The following is a 13,637-nucleotide window of genomic DNA, read 5'->3' on the forward strand; positions in this document are numbered from 1 at the left end:
CGCAGGCGATGCGATTCCTCGAAGGCCACAACCCGCCGTACGACCTGACCTACGACGACGTCTTCGTCGTACCGGGACGTTCCGACGTGACGTCCCGGTACGACGTCGACCTCGCCACGGTCGACGGCACGGGCACCACCATCCCCGTGGTGGTCGCGAACATGACCGCCGTGGCGGGCCGCCGGATGGCCGAGACCGTCGCGCGCCGCGGCGGCATCGTAGTGCTCCCGCAGGACCTCCCGATCAGCGCGGTCCAGGCGACGGTCGACTTCGTCAAGAGCCGCGACCTCGTCGCCGACACCCCGGTACTGCTTGCGCCGGACGACTCGGTGTCCGACGCGACCGCGCTGATCCACAAGCGCGCTCACGGCGCCGCGGTGGTCGTCGCCGACGACCGCCCGGTGGGACTGGTCACGGAGGCATCGTGCGCCGGCGTCGACCGGTTCGCCCGCGTCCGCGACGTGGCGCTGACCGACTTCGTCACCGCGGCGGTCGGCACCGCCCCGCGTGAGGTGTTCGACCTGCTCGAGCACGCGCCCGTCGACGTCGCGGTGCTCACCCGGCCCGACGGCTCCGTCGCAGGCGTGCTGACCCGCACCGGCGCCATCCGCGCGGGCATCTACCGCCCGGCGGTCGACGACTCCGGACGGCTGCGCATCGCCGCGGCGGTCGGCATCAACGGCGACGTGGCCGCCAAAGCCCGTTCACTGGCCGAGGCCGGCGCCGACGTCCTCGTCGTCGACACCGCGCACGGCCACCAGGAGAAAATGCTCGACGCGATCAAGGCCATTGCCTCGCTGGGCCTCGGACTTCCGCTCGCCGCGGGCAACGTGGTCTCGGCCGAGGGAACGCGGGACCTGATCAGCGCCGGCGCCACGATCGTCAAGGTCGGCGTCGGACCCGGTGCCATGTGCACCACGCGGATGATGACCGGCGTGGGCAGGCCGCAGTTCTCGGCGGTCCTCGAATGCTCGTCTGCCGCACGGCAATTGGGTGCGCACGTGTGGGCCGACGGCGGGGTCCGGCACCCCCGCGACGTCGCGCTCGCCCTGGCCGCAGGCGCGTCGAACGTGATGATCGGGTCCTGGTTCGCGGGCACCTACGAGTCGCCAGGCGACCTGCTCTACGACCGGGACGGCCTGGTGTACAAGGAGAGCTACGGCATGGCGTCCAAGCGTGCCGTCGCCGCCCGGACCGCGTCGGACAGCTCGTTCGACCGCGCCCGCAAGGGTCTGTTCGAAGAGGGCATCTCCACGTCCCGGATGCGGCTCGACCCCGCCCGCGGCGGCGTCGAGGACCTGCTGGACCACATCACCTCGGGCGTCCGCAGCACCTGCACCTACGTCGGCGCGGCCACGCTGCCCGAACTACACGAGAAGGTGGTGCTCGGCGTGCAGTCCGCCGCGGGCTTCGCCGAAGGGCACCCACTGCCGACGGGCTGGTGAGCACCCGCCGGTCCCCCGGCTCCACTTCGCTGCGCTCGACGGGTTTCGCCGACGTCGCTGCGGCTAACATGTATCCGAATGTCACCGATCGAAAGGGATCCCGTGCCGCAGGCACCTGCCGAGGCCCCCGGTATTGGGACGGGCGCCGACAGCGAGCGGCCCGCCCACGAACCGGCTGACGCCGAGCCCTCCAGTAGGAGGCCGGGCCACGTGTCCGGCGCCCCACGGGCGGGCCTCCGATGAGCCTGACCGTCACGCTGCTCAGCGTGCTCGCCATCATCGTCCTCACCGCCGGGACCGCGGTCTTCGTCGCCGCCGAGTTCTCCCTCACCGCACTCGAACGCAGCACCGTCGACGCCAACGCCAGAGACGGCGGGTGGCGTGACGGCGTCGTCCAGAAGGCGCACAAGTCGCTGTCCTTCCAGCTCTCCGGAGCGCAGCTGGGCATCTCGATCACGACGCTGGCAACCGGCTATCTCGCCGAACCGGTGGTCGCCCGCCTGCTCATGACGCCGCTGACCGCAGTCGGCCTGCCCGAGGGATGGGTCGACGGCGTCGCACTGGTCCTCGCGCTGCTGATCGCCACCTCGCTGTCGATGGTGTTCGGCGAACTGGTTCCGAAGAACCTCGCGGTGGCAAAGCCCACCGCGACCGCGCGCTGGGCCGCGCCGGTGCAGTGGTGGTTCTCCAAGCTGCTCACCCCGGCGATCAACGTCACCAACGGCACGGCCAACTGGATCCTGCGCAGGCTGGGCATCGAACCGGCCGAGGAACTGCGTTCGGCGCGGTCCCCGCAGGAACTGGTGTCGCTGGTGCGCAACTCCAAGCAGAGCGGCTCACTGGACGCCGGCACCGCCGATCTGGTCGACCGCTCGCTGAAGTTCGGCGAGCGCACGGCCGAGGAGCTGATGACCCCCCGGTCGAAGATCGAATCGCTGGCCACCGACGAGACCGTCGCCGACCTACTGGTCAAGGCGATGGAGACCGGGTACTCCCGCTTCCCGATCATCCGGGGCGACCTCGACGAAACCGTCGGCATCGTCCACGTCAAGCAGGTGTTCTCGGTGCCGGTCGACCAACGCGCCCAGACCCGCCTCTCGACGGTCGCGCTGCCCGTGGCCACCGTCCCGTCGTCGCTCGACGGTGACTCCGTCATGACCGAGATACGCGCCAACGGCCTGCAGACCGCCCTGGTGGTCGACGAGTACGGCGGCACCGCGGGCATGGTCACCGTCGAGGACCTCATCGAGGAGATCGTCGGCGACGTCCGCGACGAGCACGACGACGCCACCCCCGACGTCGTGGAGATGCGCAACGGCTGGCAGGTGTCCGGTCTGCTGCGGATCGACGAGGTGAGCACCGAGACGCCGTTCCGGCCCGCCGACGGCGAGTACGAGACCATCGGTGGGCTGGTCATGCAGGAACTCGGCCACGTCCCCGAGCCCGGAGAGACCGTCGAGCTGACCGAGTTCGACCCGGACGGTCCGCTCGACGACCCGATCCGCTGGCAGGCCAAGGTGATTGCGATGGACGGACGGCGCATCGACGTGCTGGAGCTCACCGAACTGGGCCGCCGCGGCGACGACGAAGACGGAGAGAACTGATGGGCTCGGACGTCTTCGGCGTACTCCTGACCGTGGTGCTCCTCGGTCTCAACGCGTTCTTCGTCGGGTCGGAGTTCGCGCTGATCTCGGCGCGGCGCGACCGCCTCGAGGCGCTGGCCGAACAGGGCAAGAAGAGCGCCGTGACCGTGATCAGGGCCGGTGAGCACCTGTCGCTGATGCTGGCGGGCGCGCAGCTCGGCATCACGATCTGCTCCATCCTGCTCGGACGCGTCGGCGAACCCGCCGTGGCGCACCTGCTCGAGATGCCGTTCGGTGCGCTCGGCATCCCGGACTCGGTGCTGCACACGGTGTCGTTCGTCATCGCGCTGGGCCTGGTCGTGACACTGCACGTGCTGCTCGGCGAGATGGTCCCGAAGAACATCGCGATCGCCGGGCCGGAGTCGGCGGCGATGCTGCTCATCCCCGTCTACCTGGTCTACATGCGGCTCGCGAAGCCGTTCATCGCGTTCTACAACTGGTGCGCGAACACGACGCTGCGGGCGATGCGGGTCGAACCCAAGGACGAACTCGACGTCACCGTCTCGACGGTCGAGCTGTCCGAGATGATCGCGGAGTCGCTGTCGGAGGGACTGCTCGACCCCGAGGAGCACGGGCGCCTCACCAGGGCCCTGCAGATCCGCAACCGCGTCGTCAGCGACGTGTCGATCCCCGTCGCCGACATCCGGGCCGTGCCGGTCGCCGCGCCGGGCCGGGGACCGACCGTCGCTGCGATCGAACGCGCCCTTGCCGACACCGGCTACTCGCGCTTCCCCGTCACCGACGACACGGGTGGCTACACCGGCTACGTGCACATCAAGGACGTGCTGTCGCTGATCAACGACCCGGAGGCGGTCGTCGAGGCGTCGATGGTGCGGCCGCTGCCGACCGTGTCGTCGTCGCTTCCGCTGCCGGTGGCGCTGTCGCGGTTGCGCCGCGACAACAGCCACCTCGCGCTCGTCACCACCGAGGGACGCGTCACGGCCATGGTGGCGCTGGAAGACCTCGTCGAAGACCTGGTGGGGACGGTGCGCGACGGGACCCACCGTGTCTGACGTCGCAGTGTGGGATCGGGCGGTCGTCGACAGCACGGTCCTGCCCGAATCCGAGTGGACGCAGCGTGAGGAACGACACGCGGTGCGCGCTGAACGGTTCGTCGGCCCGCACCGGGACCGCGCGAGCCGCGGCGAGCCGCACCCGGTGTGGGACTTCCTGTTCACCTACTACAGCCTGCGGCCGCGCCAGCTGCGCCGGTGGCACCCGGGCTACGGCGCACGCCTGGCGGGTCCGGCGGCGGCGAAGTTCCTCGGGCGCACCGGCTACGGCAGCGTCGACGGCACCGTCACCGTCACCCGCGAACACGTGCTGACCCGGCTGCCGACGGTGGAGTTCGTGCACGAACTGCTGCGGGCGACGGCCGCCCGCCCGGCCCGGCTCAACTGCTTCGGGCTGCACGAGTGGGCCATGGTCTACCGCGACCCCCTGCCACGCCACGAACGCGTTCCGCTGCGCCTGGGCGCCACCGGCACCGACGCGGTGGTGGAGTCGATGCCGTTGCGGTGCAGCCACTTCGACGCCTACCGCTTCTTCACCGAACCCGCGACCGGCCGCAACGCCGAGCGCCTGACCCGCGACGCGCAGGTCGCCACAGAACAGCCGGGCTGCATCCACGCCTCGATGGACCTGTACAAGTGGGCCTACAAGCTGGGGCCACTCGTCGCCTCCGAGCTGGTGATGGACGGCCTCGCCCTGGCGGCCGACGCGCGCGAGATCGACATGCGCGCGAGCCCATACGAACTCACCGACTATGGTTTCGAGCCGATCGCCATCGAAACGCCGGCGGGTCGCGCCGAGTACGTCCGCGCCCAGCAGGCGATCGCCGACCGTGCCGCGCCCCTGCGGGCGGCGCTGGCCGACGCGTGTGACCTGCTGCGGCGGGCGGCGCACGGCGGTTAGCTGCCATTACCCGCGGGTAAGCTTGATCGACGCTTCAGGAGGAGAATCATGAGTGAGCCCACCACGCCCGGCAGCGATCGCGTGTCCGTCGGCAGTCTGCGGGTTGCCAAGGTGTTGCACGACTTCATCACCAACGAGGCGCTGCCCGGCACCGGTCTGGACGCCGACAGCTTCTGGGCAGGCGTGGACAAGGTGGTCGCCGACCTCGGCCCTCGGAACCAGGATCTCCTGGCGCGGCGCGACGAACTGCAGGCCCAGATCGACAAGTGGCACCGCCAGCGCGTCATCGAGCCGGTGAACCTCGAGGCCTACAAGCAGTTCCTCGGCGAGATCGGCTACCTGCTGCCCGAGCCAGAGGACTTCACCGTCACCACCTCCGGCGTCGACGACGAGATCACCAAGACCGCCGGGCCGCAGCTGGTCGTCCCTATCCTCAACGCCCGCTTCGCCCTCAACGCCGCCAACGCGCGGTGGGGCTCGCTGTACGACGCGCTCTACGGCACCGACGTCATCCCCGAGACCGACGGCGCCGAGAAGGGCAGCAGCTACAACCGCGTCCGCGGCGACAAGGTGATCGCCTACGCCCGCGGGTTCCTCGACCAGGCCGTGCCGCTCGCCAGTGGGTCGTGGTCGGACATCACGGCGCTCACCGTCGACGACGGTCGGCTGTCGGTCGCCCGGGGTGACGACACGGTCGCCCTCGCCGAGCCCGCCCAGTTCGTCGGGTACCTCGGCGAACCCGATGCGCCGACGTCGGTGCTGCTGGCCAACCACGGCCTGCACGTCGAGATCCTCGTCGACGCCGACTCCCCCGTCGGCTCCACCGACCAGGCCGGCATCAAGGACGTCGTCCTGGAGTCGGCGATCACGACGATCATGGACTTCGAGGACTCGGTGGCCGCCGTGGACGCCGACGACAAGGTGCTCGGCTACCGCAACTGGCTTGGCCTCAACCGCGGCGACCTGTCCGAAGAGGTCAGCAAGGGCGACAAGTCGTTCACCCGCGTGCTGAACGACGACCGCACCTACACCGCCCCGGACGGCGGCGAACTGGTGCTGCCCGGCCGCAGCCTGCTCTTCGTCCGCAACGTCGGACATCTGATGACCAACGACGCGATCGTCGACGCCGAGGGCCGCGAGGTGTTCGAAGGCATCCAAGATGCCCTGTTCACCGGCCTGATCGCCATCCACGGTCTACGCGACGGGTCCGTCGACGGCGGTGCCAGCGGCCCACACGCCAACAGCCGCACCGGATCGGTCTACATCGTCAAGCCCAAGATGCACGGGCCCGACGAGGTGGCATTCACCTGCGAGCTGTTCAGCCGCGTCGAGGACGTCCTCAACCTGCCGCAGGGCACGCTCAAGGTCGGCATCATGGACGAGGAGCGGCGCACGACGCTCAACCTCAAGGCGTGCATCAAGGCCGCCGCCGACCGCGTGGTGTTCATCAACACCGGCTTCCTGGACCGCACCGGCGACGAGATCCACACGTCGATGGAAGCCGGGCCGATGATCCGCAAGGGCGCGATGAAGTCGCAGCCGTGGATCAAGGCCTACGAGGACGCCAACGTCGACGTCGGTCTCGCAACGGGGCTCTCCGGCCGCGCGCAGATCGGCAAGGGCATGTGGGCGATGACCGAACTGATGGCCGACATGGTCGAGCAGAAGATCGGGCAGCCGAAGGCAGGCGCGACCACCGCGTGGGTGCCGTCGCCGACCGCCGCCACGCTGCACGCCATGCACTACCACCAGGTCGACGTGTTCGCGGTGCAGAAGGAGCTGGCAGGCAAGACCCGCACCACCATCGACGAACTGCTGACGATCCCGCTGGCGAAGGAACTTGCCTGGGCGCCCGAGGAGATCCGCGAGGAGGTCGACAACAACTGCCAGTCGATCCTCGGCTACGTGGTCCGCTGGGTCGAGGCGGGCGTCGGCTGCTCGAAGGTGCCCGACATTCATGACGTCGCTCTGATGGAGGACCGCGCCACGCTGCGCATCTCCAGCCAGCTGCTGGCCAATTGGCTGCGCCACGGCGTCATCACCGCCGAGGACGTCAAGGGCAGCCTGCGTCGGATGGCCGCGGTGGTCGACGAGCAGAACGCCAACTCCCGCGATTACCTGCCGATGGCGGCCGATCCGGACGCGAGCATCGCGTTCCAGGCGGCCGAGGAGCTGATCCTGTCCGGTACCCAGCAGCCCAGCGGCTACACCGAGCCGATCCTGCATCGCCGCCGCCGCGAGTTCAAGGCACGTCACGCCGGCGTGTGACTAGACTTCGGCGGAGCCGAGTGACCGGTCGCTCCCACGCGGCCGTACTCGACGGTGCAACGAGTCTCATGACGACCAAGAAGACGACGCGCGAGCAGAAGGAGCACAGGGGTTAGGAATGGGCAGGCACAGCATTCCCCACCCCGACGACTCGGATCAGCAGCCCGGGGCCGACGGTCCCGTCGACCGGTCTGACGACTTCGCCCAAACCGGTTACGGCGCAGACGATTTCGACCGGCCGGACCCTGACCGTCCGCGATATGGCGACCCGGTCGACGACGGACCCGACTACCGGGACGACGGGTACTGGCAATCCGAGCGCGAGGCCGGCTCCGACGATGCCTACGGCAGGTCGGACGACGCAGCAGGCGAGTTCGACGACGCCACAGCCGACGAGTCGCCGACCCGCGCATTCGCATCCCGACCGCCGTCGACCGGCCCCGCGCACGGCGGCGACTGGGACGGCGGCGAGTGGACCGGAAGCCACCGCGCGGTCACGGCCAAGCGGCGCGGCGTCAGCGTCGGCGTGATCGTCGCGCTGGTGACCGTCGTGGTGGTCGTCGCCGGAGTCATCATGTGGCGCTTCTTCGGTGACGCCCTGTCCAACCGGTCGGAGGTGTCGGCCGCCCGCTGCGTGGAGGGCGAGGTCGCCGTCGCGGTCATCGCCGACGCGTCCGTCGCCGAGCAGGTGCAGACCGTCGCCGACCAGTACAACGAGACGGCCGCGCCGGTGGGCGACAAGTGCGTGAAGGTCGGCGTCCGTCCCGCCGACTCCGACCAGGTGGTCGGCGGCTTCACCGGCCAGTGGCCGGGTGAACTCGGCGAGCGGCCCGCGCTGTGGATCCCGGCGAGTTCGATGTCGGAGGCGCGGCTCGAGACGGCGGCAGGCGCCGCCACGGTCAGCGACAGCCGCTCGCTCGTCACCTCGCCGGTACTGCTGGCCGTGCGTCCCGAGCTGAAGACCGCTCTCGCAGAGCAGAATTGGGCTGCCCTGCCCGGCCTGCAGAGCAACGCCACGGCGCTGGACGGACTCGACCTTCCGGGCTGGGGTGCGCTGCGCCTTGCCCTGCCGAGGTCGGGTGACGCCGACGCCACGTATCTCGCGTCCGAGGCCGTCGCCGTCGCCGCTGCGCCCCGCGGCGCCCCGCCCACCGCGGGTGCGTCGGCGATCAACACGCTGCTGGCAGGCCAACCGGAACTCGCCGACGACAAGACGTCCACGGCGCTCGACGCACTGCTGGCGGGTAGCGACCCGGCAGCCTCGGCCGTGCACGCAGTCGCCGTCACCGAGCAGCAACTGTTCCAGCGGGGTGCCTCCCTCTCCGACGCCAAGGACAAGCTGGCGGGCTGGCTCCCGTCGGGTGCCGCCGCGATCGCCGACTACCCCACCGTGCTGATGTCGGGTGACTGGCTCGCCCAGGAACAGGTCAGTGCGGCCAGCGAATTCGCGCGCTTCCTGCGCAAGCCCGAGGCACTCGCGGAGTTCGCGAAGGCCGGCTTCCGCGCCGAGGGTGCCGAGACGCCCACGAGCGACGTCGTCGACTTCGGTGAGCTGGGCGCTCCGCTGGCCACCGGAGACAACGCAACCCGCGCCACGCTGGCCGAGGCCGTCGCATCGCCCGCCCAGAGCCCGGCCGTGACGATCATGCTCGACCAGTCGATGAGCGCCGACGAGGGCGGCCGCAGCCGTCTCGCCAACGTCACCGCCGCGCTGGAGGAACGCGTCCGGGCACTGCCGCCCACCGCGGCGCTGGGCCTGTGGACGTTCGACGGCGTGGCGGGCCGGTCGGAAGTCCCGCTCGGACCGCTGAGCGACCAGGTCGGCGGACAGCCTCGCTCGACGGTGCTGGCCGACAACCTGCGCGGCCAGAGTGCGTCGAACGGCGGTGCGGTGTCGTTCACGACGATGCGGCTCGTCTTCAACGAGGCGATGGCGAACTACCGCGAGGGACAGCCGAATTCGATCCTGGTGATCACGTCGGGGCCGCACACCGATCAGTCACTCGACGGTGCCGGCCTGCAGGACTTCGTCCGCGGCGCCTTCCAGCAGGGACGGCCGGTCGCGGTGGACGTCGTCGACTTCGGCGCCGACCCGGACCGCGCCACGTGGGAGGCGGTGTCGCAGATCACCGGCGGCACCTACACCAACCTCAACGCCTCCACCGGGCCCGAACTGGCCTCGGCGCTCACCGGCGCCCTGGGCTAGCCCCGCTCCCCACTTCTCGCCGAACGTCGGTTACCGCCACGCCCCCAAGGGGTTTCGCGTGGCGGTAACCGACGTTCGCGGGGGTCAGGCGGTCAGGCGAAGGCTTCGACCGGCGGGCAGGAGCACACCAGGTTGCGGTCGCCGTACGCACTGTCGATGCGACGCACGGGTGGCCACACCTTCGCGCGGTACGCCTTGCCCAGCGGGTAGGCGGCCTGCTGGCGGGTGTACGGGTGCGTCCACTCCTCGACGAGCAGGCTCTCCGCGGTGTGCGGGGCGCCGCGCAGCGGGTTGTCGTCGACCGGCCAGGTTCCCGAACCCACCTGGTCGATCTCGGCGCGGATCGCGATCATCGCCTCGCAGAACGCGTTGACCTCGTTGAGACTCTCACTCTCGGTGGGCTCGACCATCAACGTGCCCGCCACCGGGAAGCTCATCGTCGGAGCGTGGAACCCGTAGTCGGCCAGGCGCTTCGCCACGTCGTCGACCGTCACGCCGGTGTTCTTCGTGATGCCGCGCAGGTCGAGGATGCACTCGTGGGCGACCATGCCCTTCTCGCCCGTGTAGAGCACCGGGTAGTACTCGTCGAGGCGCCGCGCGACGTAGTTGGCCGACGCGATCGCCGTCAGCGTCGCCGCCCGCAGGCCCGGGGCACCCATCATGCGGATGTACATCCACGTGATCGGCAGGATCGACGCCGACCCGTACGGTGCCGCCGAGACGGTGTACGTGTCGGAGAGCTCCCCGGCCAGCGGGTGGCCCGGCAGGAACGGGGTCAGGTGCGAGCGGACGGCGACCGGGCCGACACCGGGGCCTCCGCCGCCGTGCGGGATGCAGAACGTCTTGTGCAGGTTGAGGTGGCTGACGTCGCCACCGAACTTGCCGGGCCGGGCCAGACCGACCAGCGCATTGAGGTTGGCGCCGTCGACGTACACCTGGCCGCCCACGTCGTGCACCGCGGCGCAGATCGCCTCGACGTCCTGCTCGAACACGCCGTGGGTCGACGGGTACGTGATCATCAGCGCCGCAATCGCATCCGCGTGCTCGGCGATCTTGGCGCGCAGGTCGTCGAGGTCCACGTCGCCGTTCTCCCGGCACGCGACGACCACGACCCGCATCCCCGCCAGCGCCGCCGACGCCGCGTTGGTGCCGTGGGCGCTCGACGGGATCAGGCAGATGTTGCGCTGCTCGTCACCCCGGCTGAGGTGATAGGCCTGGATGGCCAGCAGGCCGGCGTACTCGCCCTGGGACCCGGCGTTGGGTTGCAGCGACACCGAGTCATAGCCGGTCAGCTTGGTCAGCCACGTCTCGAGTTCGGCGATCATCGAGCGCAGGCCCGGGGTGTCCGAGGCCGGCGCGAACGGGTGCTGACGGGCGAACTCGGGCCACGTGATGGGCTCCATCTCCGCTGCCGCGTTGAGCTTCATCGTGCACGAGCCCAGCGGGATCATGCTGCGGTCCAACGCGATGTCCTTGTCCGACAGCGACCGCAGGTACCGCATCATCTCGGTCTCCGTGCGGTACCGGGTGAACGCGGGGTGGGTCAGGAACTCCGACGAGCGGGTGTGCACCGCAGGCCCACGCCAGTGCTGGCCGCCGCGAGTGGCGCCGAACGCCTCGAGGACGTGCTCGACGTGCAGGGCGGTGGTGGCCTCGTCACACGACACGGAGACGTGGTCGGCGTCGACCAGCCACACGTTGATGCCGCGCTCCTTGGCTGCGGCGCGCACCTGCTCGCCGCGGCCGGGCACACGGGCCAGCACGGTGTCGAAGAACGCGTCGTGCACGACCTCCACGCCCGCCGTCTCGAGCCCCGTCGCGATGCCCAGTGCGTGGCCGTGCACGCGGTGTGCGATCGCGGTCAGCCCGTCGGAGCCGTGGTAGCTGGCGTACATCGCGGCCATGACGGCCAGGAGCACCTGGGCGGTGCAGATGTTGCTGGTGGCCTTGTCGCGGCGGATGTGCTGCTCACGGGTCTGCAGAGCCAGGCGGTAGGCGGGTGAGCCGTCGGCGTCGACGGAGACGCCGACGAGGCGACCGGGCAGCTGGCGGGCGTGCTTGGTGTGCACCGCGAGGTAACCGGCGTGCGGGCCGCCGAAGCCCATCGGAACGCCGAAGCGCTGGGTGGTGCCGAACGCGACGTCGGCGCCGATGTCACCGGGCGGGGTGAGCAGCGTCATCGCCAGCAGGTCCGCGCCGACGGCCACCAGCGCGCCGCGCTCGTGGGCCTGCTCGATGAGCCCGCTCCAGTCGGTCACGCAACCACTGGCACCTGGCGACTGGACGATCACGCCGAAGAAGTCGCCCTCCGGCAGGCCGTTGCGCAGATCGGTGGTGACGACCTCGATGCCCAGCGGCTTGGCCCGCGTCTCGATCACGGCCGCGGTCTGCGGGTAGACGTCGGAGTCGACGGCGAGGCGGTTGACCGACCGCTTCACCGCGCGCTGCATGAGCGTCATCGCCTCGGCGGCCGCGGTGGCCTCGTCGAGCATCGACGCGTTGGCGACCTCGAGGCCGGTCAGGTCCTCGACCATGGTCTGGAAGTTGAGCAGCGCCTCGAGCCGGCCCTGGCTGATCTCGGGCTGGTACGGCGTGTACGCGGTGTACCAGGCGGGGTTCTCTAGGATGTTGCGGCGCAGCACGGCCGGGGTCAGCGTGTCGAAGTAGCCCTGCCCGATCATCGACACCGCGACGGTGTTCGACTCCGCGCGCTCGCGAAGTTCGGCCAGCGCCTGCTCCTCGGTCGCGGGGGCGGGCAGGTCGTCGAGGCCGGGTGCGAGGCCCTCGGTGGTCAGCGCGTCGAGAATGCCTGCGGGCAGTGCCTTCTCGGCGAGTTCGCTGAGCGACTCGACCCCGATGACGTCGAGCATGGTCGCGACCGCGTCGGCGTCGGGACCGATGTGACGGTCGGCGAACCGGGGCACGTGGTGCTCGTTCGAGGGATGGGGATGGCTACCGGACACGTGGGCCTCATTTCGACACGGGGGCGCAGGACGCTACCCAGAACCGCTCGCGGTCCTCCCCCTCTGTCGTCGACCCGTAGCGGGCGCCTGAGAGATTCGGCGTCTGAGGCGTCTCTGCCTCGGTGTCGTGGCGCCTTTCCCCATGGGCGGGTGTGCCGGACGTGCCGACGCACCACTTTCCAGAGGCATCGGGGCCCCAAGCGGTCCTTGTGCCTGAGAGGTTGATGGAGAGGTATTGCTCCTTCGGCGCCCGTCGCTGGCGACGACGGAACTCTCCCGCAAGGGGGACGATGCAGGTCGAGTCTACCGAACGGTTGGGTCAGCCGCGTCCGCGGCGGCCGTGAACCGCGGCGGCGTCAGTCAGCCGATCTTGCGGTCGCGGCTCTTGCGGCGCGAGGCCAGTTCGTCCTCGGGTGCGGCGATCGACTCGCCGCCGTCGGCACGCTCGCCGGGGAAGTCCGCGATCGCACCGGTCAGCTCGCGCATGGCGCCCGAGACGGCGATGCCGAACACGCCTTGGCCGCCCTGCAGGAGGTCGACGACCTCTTCGGCCGACGTGCACTCGTAGACGGTGGTGCCATCGGAGAACAGCGTGATGTTGGCGAGGTCCTGCACGCCGCGCTGACGCAGGTGGTCGACCGCGACGCGAATGTTGTGCAGCGAGATGCCGGTGTCGAGCAGTCGCTTCACGATCTTGAGGACCAGGATGTCCTTGAACGAGTACAGACGCTGGCTGCCGGATCCGGCCGCGCTGCGGATCGACGGCACCACCAGCGACGTCCGTGCCCAGTAGTCCAGCTGGCGGTAGGTGATGCCGGCGATCTGGCATGCGCTGGGCCCGCGGTAGCCGACGAGTTCGTCGGGCACTGAGTCATCCGGGAAGAGGCGACCCTGCACGTATTCGTTCACGACGGCCGGTGGGGCCTGCGTGTGCGCGCCATCGGAAGTCGAATCCAACTCTCCTTGACGTGGCGTGTCGCCCACTGCCCATCCTCTCGCCGAATCGAACCCGCTTCGTGCGCCGCAGCCGGAACTCCGACGCAGCACGGTTGCTCAAGCTCGAGTGTGTCGAGCATACGCTCCCGGCCGGGCCCTTGAATGACTGAAGTCTGATCCGAGTATGGCTGCCCGGCACGCGGATTCTGGAAACATGCGCCGCGTGTCGAAGCTCGTCGGCCAGATGAGACGCATCCGTGAC

The 13,637-nt window shown here is 70.0% G+C and carries 8 protein-coding genes and 2 riboswitches; of the genes, 6 read left to right on the forward strand and 2 right to left on the reverse strand.

What is annotated here, in order from left to right:
* The first annotated feature begins 8 nt into the window (after positions 1-8).
* From G6N61_RS04490 to G6N61_RS04515, 6 genes are all read left to right on the forward strand, one after another.
* The gene (locus G6N61_RS04490) at positions 9-1,445 is read left to right on the forward strand and encodes a GuaB1 family IMP dehydrogenase-related protein (protein ID WP_163917446.1); all 1,437 of its coding nucleotides are present in this window, start codon (positions 9-11) and stop codon (positions 1,443-1,445) included.
* A 239-nt stretch (positions 1,446-1,684) separates the two neighbouring features.
* Positions 1,685-3,049, forward strand: coding sequence for a hemolysin family protein (locus tag G6N61_RS04495; RefSeq protein WP_163917447.1), 1,365 nt, complete (start codon positions 1,685-1,687; stop codon positions 3,047-3,049).
* Positions 3,049-4,101, forward strand: coding sequence for a hemolysin family protein (locus G6N61_RS04500; protein ID WP_163917448.1), 1,053 nt, complete (start codon positions 3,049-3,051; stop codon positions 4,099-4,101). Before G6N61_RS04495 ends, G6N61_RS04500 begins: the two co-directional genes overlap by 1 nt.
* On the forward strand, positions 4,094-5,002 hold the full coding sequence (locus G6N61_RS04505; protein WP_163917449.1) for a 3-methyladenine DNA glycosylase: 909 nt from the start codon (positions 4,094-4,096) through the stop codon (positions 5,000-5,002). The genes G6N61_RS04500 and G6N61_RS04505 overlap by 8 nt, the downstream gene beginning before the upstream one ends.
* Positions 5,003-5,050: 48 nt before the next feature.
* Complete coding sequence (locus G6N61_RS04510) at positions 5,051-7,270, forward strand: malate synthase G (RefSeq protein WP_163917450.1); 2,220 nt, start codon at positions 5,051-5,053, stop codon at positions 7,268-7,270.
* A gap of 118 nt (positions 7,271-7,388) precedes the next feature.
* Complete coding sequence (locus tag G6N61_RS04515; protein WP_163917451.1) at positions 7,389-9,476, forward strand: substrate-binding domain-containing protein; 2,088 nt, start codon at positions 7,389-7,391, stop codon at positions 9,474-9,476.
* A gap of 92 nt (positions 9,477-9,568) precedes the next feature.
* On the opposite strand, the gene gcvP is transcribed toward G6N61_RS04515, so the two are convergent.
* Positions 9,569-12,400, reverse strand: coding sequence for an aminomethyl-transferring glycine dehydrogenase (gene gcvP, locus G6N61_RS04520; RefSeq protein WP_264077310.1), 2,832 nt, complete (start codon positions 12,398-12,400; stop codon positions 9,569-9,571).
* Positions 12,401-12,492: 92 nt separating this feature from the next.
* Positions 12,493-12,630: riboswitch (glycine riboswitch) on the reverse strand.
* A riboswitch (glycine riboswitch) is annotated at positions 12,631-12,728 on the reverse strand.
* Positions 12,729-12,799: 71 nt separating this feature from the next.
* The gene (locus tag G6N61_RS04525) at positions 12,800-13,423 is read right to left on the reverse strand and encodes a MerR family transcriptional regulator (RefSeq protein WP_163917453.1); all 624 of its coding nucleotides are present in this window, start codon (positions 13,421-13,423) and stop codon (positions 12,800-12,802) included.
* Positions 13,424-13,637 lie beyond the last annotated feature (214 nt).

Source organism: Mycolicibacterium arabiense (assembly GCF_010731815.2).
Lineage (GTDB): Bacteria > Actinomycetota > Actinomycetes > Mycobacteriales > Mycobacteriaceae > Mycobacterium > Mycobacterium arabiense.